The organism is Lactobacillus isalae, from assembly GCF_947539375.1.
GTDB lineage: Bacteria > Bacillota > Bacilli > Lactobacillales > Lactobacillaceae > Lactobacillus > Lactobacillus isalae.
In genome coordinates, this window is sequence record NZ_OX443569.1 from 1745067 (window position 1) to 1769149 (window position 24083).

Consider the following 24083-nt stretch of genomic DNA (forward strand, 5'->3'; position numbering starts at 1 on the left):
ATATTATTTTTCATGATATTAATGCTATAAACAGGAAGGAATTTCAATGAAAGGCTTTTTACGCAAATTAGAATTGCCTGAATTTGTTAAAGATACACGTTTAACAGCATCATTAATCATTGTCTTAGTTTTATCCTTATTGGGAGCTATTATTGGGATGCTAATCAGTCCGCTTTTTGGGCTGGCAATGGTGCTGTTGTTTATCTTGACAGTTATTTTCGTAATATATGGAATTTATGTTCTGGCTGGAAATACGAATAATTATGCTGCTAATCTTTCATACCGCATAAAGCGTGGAGAACAAGAGGCTATGATTAAGATGCCACTTGGGATTATGCTTTATGATAAGGATCGACAGATTCAATGGATCAATCCTTATTTGCAAATGTATCTACATGGGAAAGACATTATTGGCTCTTCTATCTCCTCAGTAGATAAAGAACTAGCTAAATATGTTGACGACGCTATTAAGTCTGATAGTAATCAAAATAAAATTATTAAATGGGGCGACCGAAAATTTGAAATGGTTGTCCAAGATGATTTAGGCGTTGTTTATTTACTTGATATTACGCGCTATGCAAATATTGAGGAAAAATATAAGCAAGAGAGATTAGCAATTGGCTTAATATTTATCGATAATTATGATGAATTAAGTCAATCAATGAGTGACCAGAACTTAACAAATATGAGTTCATACGTCCAGAATGCTCTCAGCAATTATGCTGGTCAATTTAATTCATACCTTAAACGAATTGATGAAGACCACTTTATTTTATTAACGCACATGCATGACTTGGCTAAGATGGAAGATGATAAGTTTTCTATCTTAGATAAGGTTAGAACTGAATCAAGCCGTAAGAATATGCCGTTAACTTTATCAATTGGAATTGCGTTTGGGTCTGAAAGCTTAAATGAAATTGCAGACCAAGCTCAATCCAATTTAGATTTAGCTTTAGGACGTGGAGGTGATCAAGTTGTTGTAAAACAATCAGGTCATGAAGCTCGCTTTTACGGTGGAAAGTCTAATCCAATGGAAAAGCGTACGCGGGTAAGAGCTCGAATGGTATCGCAGGCTTTGGTAGAATTATTTAAAGGCGTTGATCACGTCTTTGTTCAAGGACACCGAAATCCTGATTTGGATGCGATTGGTTCAGCAATTGGAATTGTTAAAATCGCTAGAATTCATGGTGTGAAGGCTAGTGTTGTTTTGGATGTTGACCATGTTAACTATGATGTAGGACGTTTAATTGCTAAAATGCAGGCTGCTGGCATTGATAAAGATGTATTTATTTCTCCTAAAGATGCTCTTGAAGCAGCAACTGATGAATCACTTTTAGTTTTAACCGATCACTCTAAATACAGCATTACTTATGATCCTGAACTTTATGATCGTTTGAAGAATCGCTTGATCATTATTGATCACCACCGTCGCGGCGAAGAATTTCCTGAAAACCCAATGCTTGTGTACATTGAGCCATACGCATCTTCAACTTGTGAGCTTGTAACTGAAATGATTGAGTATCAGCCACAAGGAGGAGAGGGAGTCTTGACTGATTTAGAAGCATCAGCTATGCTAGCAGGAATTACAGTTGACTCTAAGGAATTCTCGCTCAGGACAGGAACTAGAACTTTTGACGCAGCAAGTTATTTACGGTCAATTGGAGCGGATACTCAAGTTGTATCTGAACTTTTGAAAGAAAATATTGATAATTACTTGCAAAGAAGTCATTTAGTTTCTACGATTGACATGATTGAACCAGATATGGCTCTATTAATGGGAGAAGATAATAAGATCTATGATCCCATTATTACTGCTCAAGCCGCAGATACTGCCTTATCGCTTGAACATGTAGATGCTAGTTTCGCACTTACTAGACGAACAAAAGACGCAATTGGTATCTCAGCGCGTTCAATGGGAAACGTGAATGTTCAAGTAATTATGGAAAAATTAGGCGGTGGTGGCCACTTATCTAATGCTGCAACGCAGATTAAAGGCGTAACAGTTGAAGAAGCTAAGGATAAGTTGCTTGCTGCAATTAATGAATATCTTGAAGAAAATGAATAGGAGTGAAATTCATGAAAGTTATTTTTATTAAAGACATGAAGGGTAAAGGTAAGCGCGGAGAAGTTAAGAATGTACCTGATGGCTATGCTCAAAACTTTTTAATTAAAAATGGCTATGCTAAAGAAGCTACTAGCTCTAACTTAAATACCTTGAAGCGCGTTCAAAAGGCCGAAAAAGATGCCTATGAAGCAGAAAAAGCAGCAGCTGAAGATATTAAAAAGAAACTTGAAGATGACAAGACAATTGTGAACTTTAAGTCTAAAGCTGGTACTGATTCACGTTTATTTGGTTCCATTTCAGGTAAGAAAATTGTTGAAGGACTTGAAAAGCAATACGGTATTAAGGTCGATAAGCGTAAATTAGAGCTTCCAGAGCCAATTAAATCCTTAGGATACACAAATGTCCCTGTTAAGTTATTTAAAGGCGTAGAAGCAGTAATTCGCGTTCACATTACGGAGCAAGACTAATAATGGATAATGTTGTTTCTCAACAAATTCCCCATGATAGTGAAGCAGAAAAGGCGGTCCTAGGGGCCGTTTTTTTAGATCCAGAAGCAATTATTGATGCTTCTGATGTATTGCAACCTGACGATTTTTATGAACATGCAAATAGAATCGTTTTTCAAGCAATGCTTAATATTTCGGATCGTGAGGAAGTAATTGACCCGGTTACTCTACAAGATGAGTTAAAGAAAAATAATCAGGTAGATGATATTGGCGGAATTTCATATGTTACAGAACTGTCTATGGCAACTCCAACAGCAGCTCACGTTACTTATTACGCTAAAATTGTAAAGCGCAAAGCTATTCTTAGAAACTTAATTTCTACTAGTCAAAGAATCATTCAGAATGCTATTGAAGGTTCTGATGATGTAACAGATATTTTAGATGACGCTGAAAGTCAAATAATGGGCGTCTCACAGAATAATGCAAGTGGTGGGTTTAAGTCTATTCATGATGTATTAAACACGACTATGGAGGAAATTAACTCTATTCCAGATGATGGGAATACAGTTACAGGACTTCCATCGGGATTTTCTGAATTAGATAAGATGACGACTGGATTCCATGATGATGAATTGATTATTCTAGCTGCTCGTCCTGGTGTTGGTAAGACGGCTTTTGCCTTAAACGTGGCTCAATTTGTTGGTCTAAAGACTGACAAGACTGTTGCAATGTTTTCACTAGAAATGGGAGCTGAACAGTTAGTTCAAAGAATGCTAGCTTCAGAAGGGTTAATTGACTCACAGCACCTTAGAACCGGTCAATTAACTGATGAAGAATGGCGTAAATTAGTTGTTGCAGCTGGATCACTAGATAATACAAGTATCTATATTGATGACACCCCCGGAATTAAAATGAGTGAAATTCGAGCTAAGGCACGTAGGTTAGCTAAAGAAAAAGGAAATTTAGGTTTAATCGTAATTGACTACCTGCAGCTAATTGAAGGACCACGGAGTGAATCACGTCAGCAAGAAGTTTCGGCAATTTCACGACAATTGAAAAAATTAGCCAAAGAATTGCATATTCCAGTTATTGCTCTGTCGCAGTTATCTCGTTCAGTTGAGCAGCGACAAGACAAGCGGCCTGTTTTGTCTGATATTCGTGAATCTGGATCAATTGAGCAGGATGCCGATATTGTTGCCTTTCTTTATCGTGATGATTATTACCGTGATGAACGAGAAGAAGATGACGAAGGCGAAGTGGAAGCTGAAGAAGATAATGGTGAAGTAGAAGTAATCATTGAGAAAAACCGTTCTGGTACGCGTGGAACAGTTAAACTGATGTTCTCAAAACCATATAACCGTTTTTCAAATCTTGACTATACTCATAATGAAGCTTAAGAAAATAATTTGTAAGCGTTTCATTAATTAGCTATACTATAAGAGTTAAAAGTCTATCTTTTTAAAAAACTAATTAAATGAGAAGGTGTAAGTTGAATGGTAGAAAATAAATATGTAGGTAGTATTGAAGCTGGTGGAACAAAGTTTATCTTGGCAGTTCAAGATACAGAAAGTGGCGAAATTGTTGCAAAGAAACGAATTCCGACAACCGACGCGAAGGAAACTTTAGCAAAAAGCGTTGAATTTTTTAAAGAGCATCCAGTAGCTGCTTTAGGAATCGGGACCTTTGGACCAATTGATATCAATCCAAATTCCAGAACATTTGGTTACATCTTGGATACACCTAAACGTGGTTGGTCAGGAACAAATGTTAAGGGTACTTTTGAAAAAGAACTTGGCATTCCAGTAGTAATGACGACTGATGTTAACGCTTCTTGTTATGGTGAATATATTGCACGTGGTAAAGATGATTCAAAGACTTACTTCTATGTAACAATTGGAACAGGAATTGGTGCTGGTGCAGTTCAAGCTGGTAAGTTTATTGGATTAAACAATCACCCAGAAATGGGACATATGCTCGTAACTCCTTATCCGGGTGATGATTACACTGGAAAATGTCCATTCCACGGTAATAAGTGTGTTGAAGGAATGGCAGCTGGACCTTCACTAGAAGGAAGAACCGGTATTCCTGGTGAAAAATTACCTAGAGATCACAAAGTATTTACTTATGTATCCTACTATGTAGCACAATTATTATTTAATGCATACATGACCATGCGCCCAGATGTAATGGTTGTTGGTGGATCAGTTTTAAATGATCAAGATTTAGTGCAAGTGCGTGGATTCTTTAGAGAATTCAACAATAACTATGTAGCAACACCTGACGTTGATGAGCTAATTGTTCGTCCAGCAGTTGCAGATAATGGTTCTGCAACTTTAGGTGATTTTGAATTAGCTAAAGAAGCTTTAAAGAATAAATAATTAACATTAATTTCTAAATTAAAAAGACAGCTTCAAATTGAAGTTGTCTTTTTGCTTTGTTTCACATGAAACATGTAACTAGCTACCATCATATGAATCGTCAACAATTGGTCCTTTACTCGAGTCATTGCCTAGTGGTTTCAAGTGTTCACTGTGGCTAATGAAGGGAAGATTGATATACTGACGAGCGGTTGCTGTAATATCAGAAATTATCTCGTTAGCAATTAAACGTACGTCTGGGTCAAGAGAAAGGTAAGCATGGCTAAATTGGATTGCACCACGTATTTTATTAGTTGTTAGTTGACTAGCATCTGTAATTTTTTGCGATTCTAAAGCAGTAAAGAAGGCTAGCCAAAATGCTTCGCGTTTTTCACGTGGAATCTTTGTATTCCATGAGATGAACGTACTTCTAATAATTCTGCTTGCATTGCTTAAGCCACGTGCCATCACAAAGCTATTTCGTGCTACTTCCCAGTGTAAGGGATTGTGCTGTTTCATTAAGTGTTTCATTCTACTTTTGACTACGATAACTCGCTCTGGATGGTCAAGCATCATCCCGAAGATCGATCCTTCAGGAACATAAGTCATCATTTTTGGAATTACGCGCTGAAATTCCACCTGCTTATACATTTCCTTCATAAAACCAGGGCCATCAAAGCTATATGCTCTAATAATTCTATCTTGAAGACTAGGGGCAGCCGCATAAAGTGCGTAAGCCGCAAAATTTCCACCTTTTGAATGACCAGTAGTATAGATTTTTTTATCAGGATAAGTTTCTGCAATTTTGTCTAGATAATCGGCTGCCACATTCTGTCCAAAAATTTCTGGTTGGTAACTCATATCTACGTCTTCATTCAAGCCAACCATCGAGCCATCAGTTCCGCGATAGGCTACAAGAATAGTCTCTGGATCCAATTCAATTGTCATTGCTGTGAACTGTACTGGTGGTTTTTTTTGAGAAAGGTGCGACCAGTCTAAAAAGCGCATCTTCTTATAGCGATCACTTAAGTTGACTAATTCTGCTTCTAATTTATCTGAGTGAATTAGTGTTTTCTTTTCTATTAAACGTTTTGTAGCTGCCTCAAGCGTATGACCTTTAACACTTTGATCAAAAGGAAGATAAGCAAATGCAGCAAATAGACCAGCGTCTAAGCTATTAAATGGTTCTCGATCTAGTGTTAGGTCACCCCGCCAGCGAACATAATCAAGTATTTTACCCAAGATAAAAGTCCTTTCGTTAACGGATATAGTACTTTCATTTTAATGCTTTTTAGGATAAAGATAAAAGGGGACGCTTGCGTGTAGAAACAACCCAAAAAAGAAGAGCTGATGCTCTTCTTTTAGTTAGAATATTAGTTGAATAGTTTCAAGAGGAGAGAGGGAAGTTTGAATTGTAGCAATTTTATCTTTTACTTCAATTCTAACTGTTTCCTTCTCAATGCTATTTTTATGCTTTCTAATCAAGGTAGCTGTATTGGATGGAAGATCGTGTCCTAGATGCCACTTAATTTCTGAATAGCCATCTAAGTTAAAATTAGCTAGCCAGACAACTTTACCATTTTCTTGAATGTTTAACTTAACGTGAGGCATATTAACTAAGTAATCAATTGGCTCAACGCTAGCAAGAATTTGTTGCATTAATCCTTGTTTATAAGATGAAAATTGTGATTCCCAACCGTGTTTTGGATCTTGGTCCATTGGTAATACAATTATGTGATCATCAATAACAGCCATAAAGTTTCCGAGTTTTTGATCGATCGAATTATAGGCTGAACTCCAAATTTTAACATTACTATCTGCTTGATAGTCTAGTTGTAGATAGTTGCCTGTATGTTGGAGCATGGTAATGCGTGGATTCTTAACACCTTGAACAGTAATACCATCAGCTTGTTCGAAGGACTGATAGCCACTCTTACATGGATGCCATTTAGCGCTTTGAATATGAAGCAAGTGACCTAAGTTTCTGTCTAATAAAACTTGGATACTTTCACCGTCAAGCAGAACGGTGTTTTTAGTGATTAGATTAGTGATTTGATCATTTGAAAGGTTACGTAATAACTGACCAGCAATAGCTATAGTTTGATTTCCGATTTTAAGATTATTTTGAACAGGAAGAATAGTTGTCGCAAAACCAAAACTTGCTAATAAACTAGCCCAGTTCTTTTCATGTGGTAGCAACTCTTCTGGCTCTTTTCCTACAGTTGTTTGTGCAGTATAGGCAGAGTCTTGATCGACTAAAACTTTAATACCTCTTAATTGTTTCATGTTAAGGCGATGATTAGTTAATTCAGAAGCAAATGGCTTAATATCAGCTAACATCTTGCCATAACCCCAATCTTCGTTTACACCATTACCCATCATGTCAAAGATATTAAGCATAATACCTTTGGCCCCAAGAAGGGCCGTGGTAATGATTTGAAAGGCAATAAAGGTATTAGATTTTACTTGCGGCGTCCACATTGAGTTTTCTAACTCTGGATAAAGTTCAGCTCGAGGTCCTAAAAATGCCGCAGTTGTACGACTATATTCTTCAAATTTGCGTCCATAAATTAAAGGTGCAACTTCGTTATAGGCCGGTAAGTGTGGACGCGCTACGCGTGGATGACCAGGACCTGCTTGCGCATCAAATAAACTAGCCCAATCTCTACCTTCAATAGCGTGCCAATCAGGAAATGAAGTCATTTGACCTAAGTCAGTATCTGGACTAACTTTATGAACTGCTTGCTCAATCAAGTGTTCGTTTTCGATCATTTCTTTGCGAGCTTGATCAAGATATATTTTCCGTTCAATCGTAGGTTCACCAGGCTTAAGCATATTTTTGACGAATTCTTCGCGGCTTTCTGCTTTACCTAGTTTTTCTTGATATAGCTTCATATGGTAGTCGCAAAAACACATTAACTTTAGCGGAGTATGATTATAGTGACGAAAATCATCTTCTACCCATAGCCGACGTGGGTGAATAGAGGCGTATTGAGCGTATCTATCAGCTAGATACTTACGCCAGGTTGGATCTGCTGGGCAAGCCATATCTCTAGCTTGCTTGCCGTTAATGTCGACAAAGGTATTAAAACCAATTTTTGGGTTAACACTAAAGCCGCGATCAGAGTGCATAATAGTTGTCCAGGGATTTAGGCTTGTAGTAACATCAAGCTCAGCTAATTGCTTTTGTAGGGGGATAATAGCATCAAGCCAGACTTGTGTTTCTTCTTTAGTTAAATGACTATGGTTTAATTCTTCGCCGTTAATAATGAAAGCCACGTCATCGATTTTAGATGTTTGGACAAAATCTAAGAGCTTTTTATCTTTGTCAGGTGTATTAGTACGTGGATCGAAGACATAACGTAAGGTATAAGTATAGCTCATAATAAAAATCCTCAATATTCTATGCAATTAATATTCAAAAAAAGTGCGTAACTTATTATATTAAGTTACACATATATCTTAGCATATTTTGAAAACGGTTTCTATTATTTTATTTAGCTCCGTGAGTTGAGTTGATTCGGCGAATATTTTGATCTTTTTCTAAAGCTAGGATGATGTCATTTTCATCTTTTCTATTCTTGATGACGCCATCTACATTAACAACGATATGTTCAGAAGTTACATCAATAATTTTGATAGAAATTTGTTCAACTTCGTTTAAGGATAGTTCTTTTTTCAGTTCATTAAGAATATCTGGATGATTATTGGCTTCAATTTGAACATTAAAGCGAACATGAAGAATAATAAAGTTAATGAATGTATCATCGTGAAAAATAATTTGAATGATGAACAAAAAGACTGTGCTGACAATCCCAATGACATACATTCCAGCACCAACTGCCATACCAATTGCAGCTGTCGCCCAGACGCCAGCAGCTGTAGTTAAGCCAGAGATTTGTTCTCGGCGAACTAATATTGTACCAGCACCAATAAAGGAAATTCCAGTTACAATCTGAGCTGCAATTCTTGATGGGTCGAGTGAAACATCATGGAGTGATAATAGGTCAAAGAAACCATATTTTGAAACTAGCATAAATAGAGCAGAAGCTACAGCAACAACCATGTGAGTTCTAATACCTGCGCTTTTTCTTTGAGTTGCACGTTCATAGCCAATTGCTGTTCCGCAAAGAGCAGCAACTAAAATTCTTAGTAACCAATCTAATTCAGTTGAAAGTGATGTTAAACTTACCATAATAAAACCTTTCTATTTAACAGATACGGTTTTATTGTAGCCCAGATTTAGTCGAATATTCATTTAAGTAAAAAGTAAAAAAACTCTTGTGTAGAAACAGATAATATGGTTAAATAATTAACTGTCATATGGATATGCTGACTTAGCTCAGTTGGCAGAGCACGTCACTAGTAATGATGAGGTCGAAGGTTCGAATCCTTTAGTCAGCACATGTAAAAGTCCTAACCAAGCGGTTGGGACTTTTTTGTTAGTAAAATATGTCATATATAATTGACAATTTTAAAAATTATATTATACTTAAAGTATAAAAAGTCACATATATATGACTTGTTGAGATAAAAGAAAGAATTACCGTGAACAGAGTTAAAGAATATCGAAAGCGAAAGAGCCTATCACAGATGGCTTTAGCTAAAAAAATAGATGTTGCTAGGCAAACAATAAATTTAATTGAAAATAATAAATATAATCCTTCATTAGATTTATGTTTAAAGCTAGCGCATGAGTTAAATACAGATTTAAATACCTTATTTTGGGATGGAGATGCTAAAGATGGAAGCAAAGGAAACTAAGTTTGAGAAGTACATGAAGTTTTGGTACGGAATTTCTGGTCCACTTGATGAACAAAAACGACAGGTTATGAATCAAATTGGTAATCGTGCATTCTTTATATTTTTCTTAAGTATGGATGTAGCGTTCTTAATTTCGATGGTTTTGTTTTCAATGTATAAAGCTGATGTGGCATATCTTTTCCTTTCTGGTAGCTTTGTTGTAATGCTAATGGTAGTTAGCTCATATATAATGTGGCAATCTAGAAAGGCTCAATTAACAGATAATGAGGTAGAGAAAGATGAAGTACCTGAGGCTAAAAAAGCTGCATGGGTAAGAGGAATGATATCAGGTGCAATCTTTGGCATACTGATGTTAATTTTAGAATTCTTAACTAGTTATAGCGATGGTTCGTGGACATGGATAATGCTTCCCACATACTTGATTTCGGGTGTTTTCTTCGGTATCTTTATGTCACTAATTGCAGTTCATAGAATAAAAGTAGTAAAAGACGAAGATTAAAGAAAAAAGTGCTTTACTTTCACTACTAACATCTGCTATACTAATAGACGTTGTGAGAAATGCTGACTTAGCTCAGTTGGCAGAGCACGTCATTAGTAATGATGAGGTCGAAGGTTCGAATCCTTTAGTCAGCACAAATTAAAAGTCCTAGCCTGATGGTTAGGACTTTTTTGTTTGCTCTTTTATCTTAGTATAATAAGATATAGAAATATATTGCGAAGTGTTAGAAAAGGTAAAAGCAGATGAAATTAAATAAAGATAAAGAAACCTTAGATCAAATAGTGCCATTAGTTGAATATGCTTTTTTAAAAAATAATGATATACGGGAAGATGTTAATTTTTTAAGTCGTTATAACCACAGTATGGGATTTGGTGAATATAAAGATGATCATCTTGCTAGCTATATTATGGTAAATGAATTTAAGAGTAGAATTTTTGCTAAAAAAGTTAAAATGGGAGGCGTCGGCTATGTTGCTTCCTATCCCGAAAACCGTGGTCAAGGCGATATTAACCGCCTGATGAAGGAGATTATTTTAGAATTACATGGTCAAAATTATGCAATTTCGAACCTAGCACCATTTTCAGAAATTTTTTATCGTCGTTATGGCTATGAAAATGCTATTTATGAAAAAATGTATCAAATTGATCCTGCCTACTTACGCTTCTTTAAGCCTGTCAAAGAAGGAAAAGTGATGCGTGGAAAGTGGAGCGACTCAAACTTAAAAGATGCGGTAATTAAGCTTTATCAGGCTAAACTCAATCAAGATGATCAAAGAAATACAGTTGATCGTGCAGATTGGTGGTGGGATAGGTTAGATACTTATTATCCTGGTAGATCGATTTGCGTTTATTTTGATCAAAATAAACAAGCACAAGGGTATATGTTTTATCGGATTGTTGAGCGTAACTTTCAAGTAGAAGAAATGTATTATCAAACTCCGCAAGCAGCTCAAGCTCTATTAAGTATTATTGCAAGCCACAGTTCAAGCGACTTGAAATATTATGTGAAAATGCCTGAAGAAAGCCTATTAGGAGAATTTTTCCCAGAGCAAGAAGGACTTACGATAAATACGCTGCCTTATATGATGACTAGAATAATCAATGTGAAGCAGGTCTTAGAGGCTGTACCTGTAGTAAATAAAAACCAATTAGCTATTGAAATCACTGACGATGATATTATTGATGAAAATAACGGTGTCTGGATGATTGACCAAAATAAGGTAAAAAAAGTAAAAACATCGCCAGACTATACCGCTTCTCTAACTAACTGGACCAAGGTACTTTTAGGCCATTTGACTTTGAAACAGGCAGTTCAATTAGGTTTTATTAAAGAAAATCGTCGAGTTGACAATGATTTTGTTAAGGGCGAAGTTTCATTCTATGATTACTTTTAATTAAAAATAGTTTTTCTGTTGTTCTAGGGCGGAAAAACTATTTTTTGTTATAGCCAGCAATATCCCAGTCTGTAAATTTGTAGTCCAATTTTTTATGATAGGCTTTTTCGTAAGCTTGTACTTTTTGGCGATAGTCAATTTTTCGCATTTTTTGTGCATTTTCGCTAGCTGAGAGTTGGGGATTAGGATAAATAGTTGGCAAAACATGAAGAATCCAGCGTGTTTTATTGAATTCAGGATGCAATTTTTCTCGCTTCTTTGTGTCTCTAATTTCGACAAAGCAAGAAATAATAGGTACGTTCATTTTTGCCGCATAGTAATAGGCGCCTTTTTGTAAGGGACGAGGCTTGCGATAATTCTGCCATAACTCTTGCTCTGGATAAATGACAATCCAGTTATTTTGAGTCAAAATTTGTTTTAGGTGCCTTGGTAGGTCTCGACCTAAATACTCTATGCTAGGAGTAACAGGAATGCTGTCGATATTTCTCATTAGGAAACCAAGCCAGTTAGGAAGTTTGAGGTTAGTATCCTCAATAACAAAGTACAATCTCTTATGGTATTTCATTGCTAGACGTTTGAGCGGTAAACAATCGAACTGATTGTAGTGGTTACAAGTAATAATAGCTGAAGAAAGATTATTAAGCGAAGTAGGAATATTAATTTGGGTGTTGAAAGTTAAGCAGGGAGTTCCAATGTTGAGGATTCCCCGGGCAATTAAATTAATTATTCTAGAAAATAATTTATCGTGCTTAGTCCAAAAGTTGTTAACTAAGTTCAAGCGATCTTTTTTACTTAAAATTGGATCATTTGGCTCAACCTTTGCATTAAAATTTTTCTCTTTGACGCTTTTTTTGATATTTAAAATAACTTGTCGCCGATTTTTTCCAATAATCATCTGTACTCTCCAAGATTTTATATGGTAATTATAAGTTCTATTTTATTTATTTTGCTTTTTAAAACCAAATATTATCCTACTTATCTTTTTTCATGCTAAGCTAAGGTAACAGATAAAACACAGAGAGGAGAAATTATAATGAAAGTAGGTATTATTGGAGCTTCTGGCATGGCAGGAAGTGCAATTTATAAGTTAGCTAGTCAAAATAAGGACTTAGAAGTAACTGGTATTGTTAGAGATGAAGATAAGGCTAAAAGAGTCTTAGGCAAGGATGCTAAGCTTTTAATTGGCGATGTCCTAACAATGGATGACAGCTTACTTCAAAACTTTAATGTGATTGTTGACGCTTTTGGAACTATTCCAGAAAAGGCAAGAGACCAGGTAAAACTTGCTACTAAGTTATGCGGTCTAGCTAAGAATAAAGATATTAGAGTAATATTCATTCTAGGTGCTGGCAGTCTTAGAACTGGTATTGACAACCATTTAGTAGTTGAAGATATTAAGAAATTAACTGGCTCTGAAAACTGGATTAATACGCCAAAAGAGCAATTGAATGAGTTGAACTACTTAAAGCAAGTTGAAGATGTAGATTGGCTCGGAATTTCACCAGCCTTAACATTTGAAGCAGGTCCAGAAGCAGCTGGTTACATGCTAGGAAACGATACATTGCTATATAACAATAACAATGAATCTAAAGTAACTTCTGGTACGATGGCACGCTTAGTTGTAAATGAGATTGTTCACCCAGAACACCACAAAGAAAGAATTACTTTAGTTGATGAATAAAAAATAACCGCTACAATGTAGTGACCCACAAAAATTGGACACTTTATTAATATTATGCAACTAAGGATTGATTTCGATATTGAATCGGAGTCAGTCCTTTTAGTTTACTCTTTGTCCTTTCGTAATTATAGAAATGAATATAATCTTTAATCGATTGTTCCAATTCATTCAGATTGGCATAGTTTGATTCTTTGCCATAAAACATCTCTCTTTTAAGTATGCCAAAGAAGCCTTCCATAAGCCCATCGTCTGGAGAACAGCCTTTCCTAGACATGCTTTGTTCAATGCCACGTCTTGCAAGTTCATATTGATAAGTCTTATGTTGATATTGCCAGCCACGATCTGAATGAAATACTAATCCATTCAATGAACCATTAGCTTTAAATGCATCATCAAGCATAGTCATTACCTGCTGTAAGTTGGGACTACGAGAGATATTATAAGCGACAATATCTCTCCCACAGCCATCGATAATAGGCGATAGATAAAGCTTTTGTCCTCTTAAGTTGAATTCAGTAATATCTGTGTACCATTTCATATTTGGCCTAACGGCAAAGAAGTTGCGTTTAATTAAGTTAGGTTTAATTCTTCCTTCAATTTCACCCTCAAAGCTGTTGTAGCGTCTTCTACGTTTCATACGATATCCAATCAAATTAAGTTTACGCATTAAACGATAGACTGTTTTTCGATTGATTATAAAGCCTTCACTATGTAAGTGATCAGTTATTGTTCGATAACCTGGAGCAGTGTATCTAGCTTTAAGTTCAAAGAATATTTCTTTAATTCGTTTAATTAGACCGTGGTGCTTTATCTCATCTTGATCTTCGCGCTTTAAAATATCGTAATAATTGCTTCTGGATAAGCTAGGTAAAGCATTATTCGGATCATTTAAAATCGACAAGATAGTTTTAACACCCAACCCAAGTTCTAGCCTTAATTCTCTAACAGCTTGTGCTATTTCTGTTTTGGTTGGTTTTTTCTCTTTTGAACCAAGGCATCCAATTTTTTTATAAATGCGTTCTCGACAGTAAGCTTTAAATTCTGGCGACGCAATTCTTCGTTTTCTTTCTTCAATTTCTCTAGTTCTTTGTTCACAGGTTCGTCGTCCCTTCCTCTTAATAACGACATTATACCCGTTTTCTTTATAAGAGCGAATCCAATTAATAAGCATGCCTTGACTTTTCAAGCCCAATTCTAAAGATACAGAGTAAGCAGTCTCATGATTGACTAAAACCCGATTGATAGCTTCTAGCTTAAATTGGGCTGAATAATAAGTATAGGGCTTATCTAATATATCTATTCCATGCCTATGAATGAGTGAAACTAAGTACTTAATACTAACTGATCCTATTCCATACTTTTTACTTAAATATGTCGATCTTTTATTTTCAATCGTCCATTCTTTATAAATATTCAATTTATCTTTTTTAGTTAATTTAGACATAGTAAAACCCCCGAAATCCGTGTCCGAATTTCGGGGGTCACTACACAACGCTCAGGCGCTATAGCGGTTATTTTTATGTGATATTTAATTATTAGCAACTAATGAACGATAAAAGTTAGCTTTAGTTTGACGGTAGTAAGGAGTAATCCAAATAAATCCAATTCCCAAAGTAATTAAGCCAAGTAAGCCCCAACCGATGAAACTTAAGTCTAGAACAAACAAGTCCATCTTGTGACCATTCATTAACTGACGACTTTCGGTAATAGCTTCAGTTGCTCCAATATCAGTTTGGCCAGCTGAAAACTTGTCTTTCAAAATATATGGTGTCATTGCATAGGAGTAGCCCTTAATGAAACCAGGAATAATGAATAAAATGGTCCATAAACTAACAAATAAGTTAGTCATAAACAGAGTAAACAAACTGTTTTTAAAACGGCCATTGCTATAAGCGCTAAAAATACCAGAGTACCAAGTCTCCATCTTGCCTGTTTCAACGAAATCTAAGATTGTGTAGGCAACTCCCCATAAAATCAATCCTGTAATTAAGCTAACAATAAATTCTGAAAGATTATATCCGGGTTTATATCCTTGAATTAAATTTTCTTTGTTAAAACGCAGAATCGTGTAAGTAAAATCTTTTCCAGTCCAGATCCAGCGATTGAGGTCCATAATAACTGCGTTGACTAGCCAAGCAAAGATAGTTAGGCAAATAGCCCAACCCCAATTGCCACGTAGCTGGTCTTTAGCAGCTTGTTTCATTTGTGCACGTGTCATAGTATTACTCTTCCTCTAACAATATATTAACTTTTATTCAATTATAATTTTACCACTAATCTTTAAGTAATTTGAAAAACTAAATTCTACTATCTTCTGCTATAATCAAAATTACCAATTTAAATAGAAGAAGGGTTGCTACTTGAAATATAAACAATTAATTTTTGATGTTGACGATACTTTGATTGACTTTGCTGCTACGGAAGACTCATCCTTGCATGCATTATTTAAATCGCACAAGTTGCCTATTTCTTCTGATTTACAGAAACAATATCATACTTATAATCAAGGGCTTTGGCGCAGGCTTGAACTAGGTGAGATTACGTATGATGAGTTAAGTGAGATGACGTTTCATGATTTCATTAAAGAGCATTTTAATTTAGATGTAGATGGAAATGAATGGATGAATGAATACCGCTCTTACTTTGGCGAAGCACATCAGTTATTACCTGGTGTGGAAGATACGCTTAAGTTTGCTAAGAAACAAGGATATAAGTTAACGGTATTAAGTAACGGTGAAAAGTTTATGCAGCGTCATCGACTAGAGTTAGCAGGAATTAAGGACTATTTTGATCTGATTGTAACGTCTGAGGAAGCGCATTATTCTAAACCAAATCCACATGCTTTTGATTATTTCTTTAGTAGAACCGAAATTGGTCCGAATGAAACCCTATTCTTTGGGGATGGATTGCAGTCAGATATTCTGGGTGCTGAAAAATATGGATTTGATAGTATCTGGTATAATCACAGGCATCGAAAGGATACTATTGGCCTTCATCCCTTGTTTGAGGTGGAAACATATCCTGAATTTATAAAAATAATGCAGAATGATTTTCAAAAAGTATATTAAAAGGAGCGCTTCATGCGCTCCTTTTGTGTTACATACTATTCTTTTTCAAAACCAATCATTAATCCGCCCTCTTCAGCATAAAAGCTGCAGAGAGCAGCACATTCACCGATAGTTACTTTAGCATCTGGGAAGTTATCTAAGATGATTTCTTTCATGCTTAGGGCAGACCCTTCATTTTGAACGTGATCAATTTGAACACGGCCACCACGGTAGCCGGCTTCAACCATATCCTCTAATAACTTTCTTCTAGCTTTCTTAGCTCCTCGTGCCTTACCCAAAAGTTCAAATTCGCCTTTATTGTTGGCAGTTCCGATAACGAAAAGCTTTAACAAACCAGCAATTTTAGCGACAGCTGGAGTAATCCGTCCATTGTTACCTAGATTAGTTAAATCTTGTAAAGCAAACATTAAGTCAATATGGTGTTGATATTCTTCTGTTGCCTTAACAATTTCTTCAAAAGAATTACCTGCGTTTGTTAGACTTGCAATCTTTTCAGCTAGTAATCTTAATTGGGGGCCAGCTGAGCGAGAATCAAAGACTAGGATCTTAGCTTTTGGATTCTTTTCATGATATATCTTTGCGGCTTGTGTAGCTGAATTGTAGCTACCAGAAAGTGCACTAGTTAAAGTGATTACGAAGATTTCATCACTACCTTCAAAGGCCTTAAGCCAGTCATTTACGTTTGGACAGGCAGAAGTTGATTTATTTTTAGTATGCTTTAGAGTATAAAGAAACTTATCTAAATCAATATCAGGCGTATCCATCCAAAGCTTGCCATCAACGTGAAGCGATAAAGGAACTGTAACGTGATCAATTCCATTAATTTGGTCAGCTGTTATATTAGCAGTTGAATCTGTGATAATTTTTATTGGCATATAGATTACCTCGAATTAAATATATTAAGCTATTTTCTTTCAGTCTAAAATACTATAGATAGTAAAGTCAAAGAAAATGCTATAGGTACAAAAAAGAGCAGCCATAAGGCCGCTCTTGGTTAATGTGAAAATACTAGTCCTAATAAGCCGCCTAAGGCAACTAAAGCCAGAAGGGGCAATACTAGATAAGAAACGAAGGCAAATAGCAGTCCGATCACGATTAAGAAACCGACGATCTTCAAAATGCCAATTCCTAGTTTCCAGAACAGCCAAATAATTAATAAGGCTAATAAAAGTGAAAACATATTTCGAACCTTCTTATAAAAATCAATTATATTTTGATATTAATCATATTACGAATTAAGGAGAAAGGATAGATAAGTTTTTATTAAGAATGTTTAGAGTGATTTTCGTTAACGAAAGTTGTGTTCAAATACGATAAACCAAGAACATTTCAGCCTCTTTATCTAAAAATGATGATAGAGGTGAAGAAAATGAAATACTTATTGAGATATTTAAAAAAAGAACCATTAAAGGTTGGGATTGTAATTATCCTAACAATTATTACTTCTGCTTTGCGTGTTACTCATGCACTAATCAATGTAAATATTCTAAATTCTTTAATCAAATTACAGATGCATAACTTTTTTAATTGGGTAATGATTGATATTGGAGTGTTTGCAATCCTATCTATTTTTCTAATTTTGCTTCAAATTCAAACAGCTAAAACAATTGAATTTTTATGCTTGAATTTAAGAAGGGATATTGTTCATCAAATTGCTAATAAGCCAATTATGAAATACCAGGAAAAAGATACAGGAGTATATGCTTCCTGGTTAACTAATGATATGAATACAATCGAAAATAATGGCTTTTATAATATTTTACAATCCATTCAAATTATTACCGACCCATTATTTTCAATTATTGCCTTACTACAATTTTCTTGGACATTTATACCTTTAATTTTACTAGTCTCATTTTTAACAGTTTTTTTACCACAAATTGTTCATGATAGATTAGCTAGTGCGAGTTTATCAACTACTCAAGCTAATGAAAATTTACTTAGTACTATTAATGATGGCTTGAGGGGTTTTGCAACATATTCTATTTTTGGCGTTGAGAGACAACTTGAAAATAGAATTACTGGTGCCACGATGACCTTAATTGGTAAGAAAGTACGACAAGCGAAATATCAAGCAGTAGCTAATAATATTGCTGGTTTTTCAAATATTTTAGGACAAACTGGTATTGAAGCTTGGACTGGTTTTCTAGCTCTCCAAAAAAGTATCTCAATTGGTGTAATCGGATCTTCGGGAAATTTGTCCTACAATGTTTTTAATTCGTTAGCTGCGATTGCACCAATGTGGGCAGAAATGACTGCATTGACACCAATTTTTGAAAAATATCATCTTGATGATAAAAGTAAGCCTAAACAAATTGGTAGAACACTTGAAAATAATGATTTTCAATGTTTAGATGTTGAGAATCTACAAATTTCTTTTGGAGATAAACCAGTTTTTAAGCAATCATTAAATTTACATATAAGTAAAAATCAAAAGATTGCTCTTGATGGCGATTCTGGTAGTGGTAAAAGTACACTTTTAAAAATAATTTCAGGTCAAATAAAAAATTATCAGGGGTCAGTTAAAATTAATAATCAAGATGAAAAAACTCTCAGTTATGATGCCATTAGAGAAACCTTGATTTATGTGGATCAGATTCCATATTTATTTAACGGGACAATTCGTTATAACTTAGAGTTAGGGGAGCACTTTAGCGATCAAGAAATATTCGATGCCTTAAGAAAAGCTGATTTGCTTGATTATGTTAAAGAGTTACCAGCAGGATTAAATACAAAAGTTGGCGAAGATGGTACAAAAATGTCTGGAGGACAGAAGCAGAGATTAGCTTTAGCTCGTGGTCTACTACGAAATAGAAAACTATTTTTATTAGATGAAAGTACAAGCAATTTAGATAAGAAAAGTGCTCTGAATGTTGAAAATATCTTTTTGAGTCAGCCAGATATTACAGTTATTTTTGTTAGCCATCAGCTACATGATGAAAACGAACAGAAATTTGATAGGATCATTAAGATATAAAAGAGATGAATAAGATAAAAAGGCCTAACTATGATGTGTCATAATTAGGCCTTTAATGCTTTAAGAAATCAATCTGTAATATATTCATCACTGAGGCTTTTTTCCTGTTTATTAGTTAAAAAGAACAGTCTGTCCCTTTTTTGTAACGCATCACTAATTGTTTTTAAGATACCTACCTGTCCCACTCCAAAATCTAAAGAATGTAAAAAACCAGTTTCGTCAATGAAGGCTAAAATATTAGTCTCCAATTCGATTGCGGTACAAAATTCGTAAAGTGATAAGTATTTTATACTATTAAAATATTCTATATGATTTTTTCTTACATACATATCTGAGAAAAAGTTAATTATACTGCTCCTCCCATGACACCAGCTTCCATCTACTCTTAGACTATTTTTTTGTAGAATGAACGAAATCTTATTTAAAGATTTGTAATGAATCTTATTTTTTAGTAAATTTTGTGATCTAATTAATGCGCTCCCGATACCGCTAAGGCCCTCACACCATGAAAAATACATATAATTTGTAATTGTTTTGTCATCAAACTCTTTCAGTATGAAACTATCAATAAAGGATAGGTTATTGGTAGCTAACTTTATTCCTTTCGCATCTTTAAAGTAGAGGGCAGAAACTAATAGAACATATGTAGTTCCAGAAAGACCATGAGCAAAATTCAATCTATCAAAAGTTGTAGAGAAACTGATATGTTTTTTATTTATTCCAGATTTTAGATTACTATATAATTTTTTAGCCTTCTTTCTTACATCATATAAAGTTGGATCTAGTAATAAAATAAAGATTAATGAATATAATTTTCCGGCTGTTCCAAGTGCAAAATCATTATTTGATTCATCTGTAGACCATGTTTTTACAATGGTGTTTATTGAATCTTTGAATTCAATATAGGTAATTTGTTTATTTTGATATTCATAGCCAAATTTCCATAAAAGACTTGCACTTCCAAATAAATAACTTTCAGAATACTTAAAGTTGTGATTGTTAGCTAATATTTGAGGTAAATCTGTTAAATTTTTAAAAGATTTTTCTCCTAAAGCACAATCTACACCAATGATCCCATGCTGTAAGGAAAGGGGACTCATTTGCTCACCAAATTCGCCAGATTTCCACCACTTTTTATGTAAACCTATCTCATCATAAACTTTAACTGTATTTTTCAATCTTTCTAAGTTATGGGTTAATGTATTAATTTGATATTGGTCACTAAAAGGGATTATTTTCGATTTATAATTCTTTTTATCTATAATTTTTTTAAGCTGAGATGGACTATATTTATTTTTACTACTAGATAAATTTAGTAAATCATAAGCAAGAAAGAAAAGCTTAGAATTTTTTTTGTTTAGGTGTATTCCAGCATATATTTCTGAATTTAATATTTTTATTGCATCATCTATATTTTTAGAATTATATTTTGGTAAATTACCCAGCAAAATTGCCAAAATAGTAACCGCTAGAGAAAAAATATCTTCTTTTTGGGATAAAAATTTTTCTTTATTATCTATGGGAATATAGTATGGTGTATAACCTTCCCTTTTAATTTTTTTATTAGTAAAGGATAAATATTCCAAATCAACTAGATAACAAGTCCCCTTACTAAAAATAAAATTACTATTGGTTAAGTCACCAATGATTACATTATTTTTGTGTAAAGTGTATACAGTTTTACAAAGTGCATAAATTACTTCAGATTTTTTTTGTCCTATAAGAGAAGTATCATCTAATGAAATTCCATCAATGTATGATGTTACATTGAATGCAACATTATCAACTTTAAAATGATTTAATAATTTAGGGACAACGCCAGTATATTCCAACTTTTTTAAAAATTTTGCTTCATTTAATAATAATTTTTGAGCATCTGAACTGTTTATTCTATTTCTTATATAAGGATTAGCAGTCTTTACAATAACTTTTTTATGATCATTTTTAGCTAAATATACATCTCCTTTGTTTTTCTGACTGAGGGTACTTAAAAACACATATTTTTTTAAATTTGGGTTTTCTACTTCTACGTCTAGTTCTTCAACCCAAGATGAGTCTTTTTGTATAAAGGGTAAAGAAATTCCCTCTGGAATATTGAAACTCAAAGTTCTATCATCTTCAATAATATTTCCATTTGGTAATTCCATTAGATCAATAAAACATTTATTTATCGAATCCCATTTTTTTAGTTCAGTAAAAGCACCATACCTAAACTGTACTGGACTATGTTTAGGTAGCTGATAATCTGTAAAAATTGTTGGGGCAGAATATTCTGCTAGCTTATCATTTAACTCTTTTACTACTTTTCGAAATTCAGTATTATTGCTGGGATAAAATGTCATAAATTTATTTGCCTCTGTGACTGATGCGTGTGGATCAGATAAGGCTTCATAAACCTTTCTAGAGCTTGCTACTTTGAAAGTACATTGATGAGCAGTTAGTACAGAATAGGTGAGTTTAAAAATTTCTTCAATATCCTCAGGTAAAGCGGCAATATGTCCTTTCCACCCGGATTGAGGTAATTCCAAATTCCTTAGCTGATAGTGTTTCCACATTCTATCGAAACTAATGTTGTACAAAGAATTTTCAAAATTGCTTAAAAAATCAGTAAAATTATCAGTACTATTTTGACATTGGATAAAAGGAAAGAATTCGTTAGTTTTAATCATAATAGTGTCTCACATAAAAATAAGTTTTCTGGGTCCAACTAATGTTTATAAATAAAAATCCTAAAAGCTTTATGCTTTTAGGATTTTTTCTATACTAACAAGTTTTACTACAAGTGTAGCCACATAAACGTGGGCCATTGTTAGCAACCGCTGCTTTTGGTAAACGTCTTAAATTTCTTACTTGATTAACTTTAAGATTTTTCATGATTTTTAACTCCTTTTAATAAAATTATTTATTGAAATCATGAGGCAAAACAGGTAATACAATAATAACCATGATTTTTCGTCTCCTTTTCTCAATTTATAAATTAGATTATAACCTCTAATATTAAAAATGATTTAAAAATTGTAAATCTGCAACTATTTTTATTTTTCTAAATTAAGGATAAATTTTGAATATCCAGCATCATTCAGTACGTCCAGAATATTGTTCTTTTTAATGTTGTCACCAGTAAATAGATATTTAAAATATTTACCCAATAATTTATACATTAATAAGTCTGGATTTTGAGCTAAACTTCCAAGAAGTATAATAGATTCATTAACTAATGCTAAATTGTTTTTTGAATAGCAGCGGTTTAAATAATTTATACAAATTCCAGCAATTCTCCGTTGTTCCTCAAAAGAGAGTGTTCGTATTTTAGGGCTATATTCCTTTATGATTTTATCCATATAGAATTTCAATCTATTGATATCAAAAATTACCATAGAACTTCCGAATAATTGGAGAAAATATTTATCTTTTATCCAATCATCGTTTTTATTAATTTCTTCTGTAAATCTTTTTTCTAAACTTTTGTTCTGCATAATATCCTTATTCTCAAGTACTAAAGTAATTAATTCTGATCTAATCAATAGCGAACTATCATAATTGTGTTTATATAGAAAATTTTGCATTTCTTTTGCACAGTCTAAATCTCTATCATAGAATATTTGTGCCAGTATCTGCATTACTTCCTCATTTGATTTTTTTTCTTTTTTGAAGTCTTGTAAAAAAATATTTATGTCTAGATCATTAAGAGAAATTAATTTAAGAAAATCGGTAGCTCTTAAATCTTGCTCTCCATGTTCTACTCTAGAATATTGGGAGGGGGAAATTACATTTTTTGTGAACTGACGTTGCGTTAAGTGTAATCGAGTACGTTCTTCGAATAGTCTTTTTCCAATATTTTTATTCATTTAAATATCATCTCTTAACTATTAATTATTTTTATATTTTAGGTAGAACAGCTATTAAGTCACTATATCCTGCAAGCTTTAAAACGTTAGTTATTTCCTGACAAATAGCAGGATCCTTTTGAAAAACGGACGCATAATATTTTCCAAGTAACTTTATAAATAGGACGGGCCCTTTGCTATTAATGGTTGAGATATATGCTAATACCTCTTGGATTAACTTGGTGGAGTTTTTCTCGTAGGAATTATCTAGGTAATTAATACAGATTGCGCCAATGCATTCTTGCAAAGAACTTTGTAGAATATTTGGATTAGAATACTTCGTTAAGATAGTACCTACTAAAAAATTCAATTCCTCTATATCGTAGATACGCATTGTTTCTCTAAAAATTTGAAGGGAATGAATATTCCAATTATTGTTGACGAGAATGTATTGTTTCAGTTTATTTTTTAATTCAATTGGAATTTCTTTAGCTTTAGGAAGATAGACCTCTAAAGTAAGCTGCAATTGCAATTTATAATATTCAGTTTGTCGATTATTAGGACGTGAATCTACCTCCTGTTTTATTTTTAATAATTTATCTCTGCTTTTTTGCTCAAAAGCTACAGATATTCTATCCATAATATCTTCTGAGATATTTTCTTTATCATTTAGATTTTCAAAAAAATAGGTAGCATTTATTTGATGTTTATTAAGAATTTGAAGGAGATCGTTAGTTCCAATATCATGAATATTTCTTTCAACTTTTGAATAAAAAGAGGTTGAGACTACATTTGCAGCCATTTCTGTTTGATTTAATCCTAGTTGCTTTCTGAGATTTAGCAATGCTTCACCAATTGTCATTCTGTGTACCTCAAATTTAACTTTTTAATAATAATTTTATTTAGCATTTATTCTATCATGCTATAGGATGATAATAATTTCAATTACATTAATAAGCTATAATAAAAAGAAATTACCACAAATTTACTACGATTACATTTAGA

Annotated in this window: 21 protein-coding genes and 2 tRNA genes; 12 read left to right on the top strand and 11 right to left on the bottom strand. The window is 33.8% G+C overall.

The window, feature by feature from the left end:
* Positions 1 to 46: 46 nt before the first annotated feature.
* The 4 genes from QM512_RS08470 to QM512_RS08485 all read left to right on the top strand — a co-directional run bounded on the left by QM512_RS08470 (position 47) and on the right by QM512_RS08485 (position 4889).
* On the top strand, positions 47 to 2065 hold the full coding sequence (locus tag QM512_RS08470; protein WP_282805258.1) for a DHH family phosphoesterase: 2019 nt from the start codon (positions 47 to 49) through the stop codon (positions 2063 to 2065).
* Between the two features lie 11 nt (positions 2066 to 2076).
* Positions 2077 to 2532: a 50S ribosomal protein L9 gene (rplI, locus tag QM512_RS08475; RefSeq protein ID WP_039155375.1), complete on the top strand. Its 456-nt coding sequence runs from the start codon at positions 2077 to 2079 to the stop codon at positions 2530 to 2532.
* Between the two features lie 2 nt (positions 2533 to 2534).
* Positions 2535 to 3908 carry a replicative DNA helicase gene (gene dnaB, locus QM512_RS08480; protein WP_282805259.1) on the top strand — a complete coding sequence of 458 codons (1374 nt, stop codon included), beginning with the start codon at positions 2535 to 2537 and terminating at the stop codon, positions 3906 to 3908.
* Positions 3909 to 4004: 96 nt separating this feature from the next.
* A complete protein-coding gene (locus QM512_RS08485) occupies positions 4005 to 4889 on the top strand; it encodes an ROK family protein (protein ID WP_282805260.1) in 885 nt (294 codons plus the stop codon).
* Positions 4890 to 4967: 78 nt separating this feature from the next.
* Here the strand turns inward: QM512_RS08485 and QM512_RS08490 are convergent, their stop codons facing one another.
* The 3 genes from QM512_RS08490 to QM512_RS08500 all read right to left on the bottom strand — a co-directional run bounded on the left by QM512_RS08490 (position 4968) and on the right by QM512_RS08500 (position 9063).
* Positions 4968 to 6110 carry an Mbeg1-like protein gene (locus QM512_RS08490; RefSeq protein ID WP_282805261.1) on the bottom strand — a complete coding sequence of 381 codons (1143 nt, stop codon included), beginning with the start codon at positions 6108 to 6110 and terminating at the stop codon, positions 4968 to 4970.
* A gap of 123 nt (positions 6111 to 6233) precedes the next feature.
* A complete protein-coding gene (locus tag QM512_RS08495; protein ID WP_282805262.1) occupies positions 6234 to 8252 on the bottom strand; it encodes a hypothetical protein in 2019 nt (672 codons plus the stop codon).
* Positions 8253 to 8361: 109 nt separating this feature from the next.
* Positions 8362 to 9063 (bottom strand): MgtC/SapB family protein, encoded by a 702-nt coding sequence (locus QM512_RS08500; protein ID WP_282805263.1) that lies wholly within the window; start codon positions 9061 to 9063, stop codon positions 8362 to 8364.
* Between the two features lie 136 nt (positions 9064 to 9199).
* Here QM512_RS08500 and QM512_RS08505 point away from each other — a divergent pair.
* The 5 genes from QM512_RS08505 to QM512_RS08525 all read left to right on the top strand — a co-directional run bounded on the left by QM512_RS08505 (position 9200) and on the right by QM512_RS08525 (position 11525).
* Positions 9200 to 9272: transfer RNA gene (locus QM512_RS08505), tRNA-Thr, on the top strand.
* Between the two features lie 144 nt (positions 9273 to 9416).
* Positions 9417 to 9632, top strand: coding sequence for a helix-turn-helix transcriptional regulator (locus QM512_RS08510; protein ID WP_282805264.1), 216 nt, complete (start codon positions 9417 to 9419; stop codon positions 9630 to 9632).
* Positions 9613 to 10131 (top strand): DUF3278 domain-containing protein, encoded by a 519-nt coding sequence (locus QM512_RS08515; protein ID WP_282805265.1) that lies wholly within the window; start codon positions 9613 to 9615, stop codon positions 10129 to 10131. The genes QM512_RS08510 and QM512_RS08515 overlap by 20 nt, the downstream gene beginning before the upstream one ends.
* A gap of 61 nt (positions 10132 to 10192) precedes the next feature.
* A tRNA-Thr gene (locus QM512_RS08520) sits at positions 10193 to 10265 on the top strand.
* 108 nt (positions 10266 to 10373) lie between these two features.
* On the top strand, positions 10374 to 11525 hold the full coding sequence (locus QM512_RS08525) for a GNAT family N-acetyltransferase (protein WP_282805266.1): 1152 nt from the start codon (positions 10374 to 10376) through the stop codon (positions 11523 to 11525).
* Between the two features lie 37 nt (positions 11526 to 11562).
* Here QM512_RS08525 and QM512_RS08530 read toward each other — a convergent pair whose 3' ends face one another.
* Entirely contained in the window at positions 11563 to 12420 is an 858-nt protein-coding gene (locus QM512_RS08530) for a 1-acyl-sn-glycerol-3-phosphate acyltransferase (RefSeq protein ID WP_282805267.1), read from the bottom strand.
* 138 nt (positions 12421 to 12558) lie between these two features.
* On the opposite strand from QM512_RS08530, the gene QM512_RS08535 reads away from it, so the two are divergent.
* Positions 12559 to 13206: an NAD(P)-dependent oxidoreductase gene (locus QM512_RS08535; protein ID WP_282805268.1), complete on the top strand. Its 648-nt coding sequence runs from the start codon at positions 12559 to 12561 to the stop codon at positions 13204 to 13206.
* A 52-nt stretch (positions 13207 to 13258) separates the two neighbouring features.
* On the opposite strand, the gene QM512_RS08540 is transcribed toward QM512_RS08535, so the two are convergent.
* Positions 13259 to 14650 (bottom strand): IS3 family transposase, encoded by a 1392-nt coding sequence (locus QM512_RS08540; RefSeq protein WP_282804951.1) that lies wholly within the window; start codon positions 14648 to 14650, stop codon positions 13259 to 13261.
* An 84-nt stretch (positions 14651 to 14734) separates the two neighbouring features.
* Positions 14735 to 15424, bottom strand: a complete 690-nt coding sequence (locus tag QM512_RS08545; RefSeq protein WP_094517134.1) for a DUF975 family protein — start codon at positions 15422 to 15424, stop codon at positions 14735 to 14737.
* A 142-nt stretch (positions 15425 to 15566) separates the two neighbouring features.
* Between QM512_RS08545 and QM512_RS08550 the strand changes: the two genes are divergently transcribed.
* Positions 15567 to 16274 (top strand): YjjG family noncanonical pyrimidine nucleotidase, encoded by a 708-nt coding sequence (locus QM512_RS08550; RefSeq protein ID WP_282805269.1) that lies wholly within the window; start codon positions 15567 to 15569, stop codon positions 16272 to 16274.
* 35 nt (positions 16275 to 16309) lie between these two features.
* Here QM512_RS08550 and QM512_RS08555 read toward each other — a convergent pair whose 3' ends face one another.
* Positions 16310 to 17149 (bottom strand): DegV family protein, encoded by an 840-nt coding sequence (locus tag QM512_RS08555; protein ID WP_282805270.1) that lies wholly within the window; start codon positions 17147 to 17149, stop codon positions 16310 to 16312.
* Between the two features lie 119 nt (positions 17150 to 17268).
* Positions 17269 to 17454, bottom strand: a complete 186-nt coding sequence (locus tag QM512_RS08560; RefSeq protein WP_004896308.1) for a hypothetical protein — start codon at positions 17452 to 17454, stop codon at positions 17269 to 17271.
* Positions 17455 to 17643: 189 nt separating this feature from the next.
* On the opposite strand from QM512_RS08560, the gene QM512_RS08565 reads away from it, so the two are divergent.
* Positions 17644 to 19251: an ABC transporter ATP-binding protein gene (locus QM512_RS08565; protein ID WP_282805271.1), complete on the top strand. Its 1608-nt coding sequence runs from the start codon at positions 17644 to 17646 to the stop codon at positions 19249 to 19251.
* A gap of 68 nt (positions 19252 to 19319) precedes the next feature.
* Here QM512_RS08565 and QM512_RS08570 read toward each other — a convergent pair whose 3' ends face one another.
* From QM512_RS08570 to QM512_RS08580, 3 genes are all read right to left on the bottom strand, one after another.
* Positions 19320 to 21920 carry a lipopolysaccharide core heptose(II) kinase RfaY gene (locus QM512_RS08570; RefSeq protein WP_282805272.1) on the bottom strand — a complete coding sequence of 867 codons (2601 nt, stop codon included), beginning with the start codon at positions 21918 to 21920 and terminating at the stop codon, positions 19320 to 19322.
* Positions 21921 to 22286: 366 nt separating this feature from the next.
* On the bottom strand, positions 22287 to 23099 hold the full coding sequence (locus QM512_RS08575; protein WP_282805273.1) for a helix-turn-helix domain-containing protein: 813 nt from the start codon (positions 23097 to 23099) through the stop codon (positions 22287 to 22289).
* Positions 23100 to 23130: 31 nt separating this feature from the next.
* Positions 23131 to 23940, bottom strand: coding sequence for a helix-turn-helix domain-containing protein (locus QM512_RS08580; protein ID WP_282805274.1), 810 nt, complete (start codon positions 23938 to 23940; stop codon positions 23131 to 23133).
* Between the last annotated feature and the right edge of the window lie 143 nt (positions 23941 to 24083).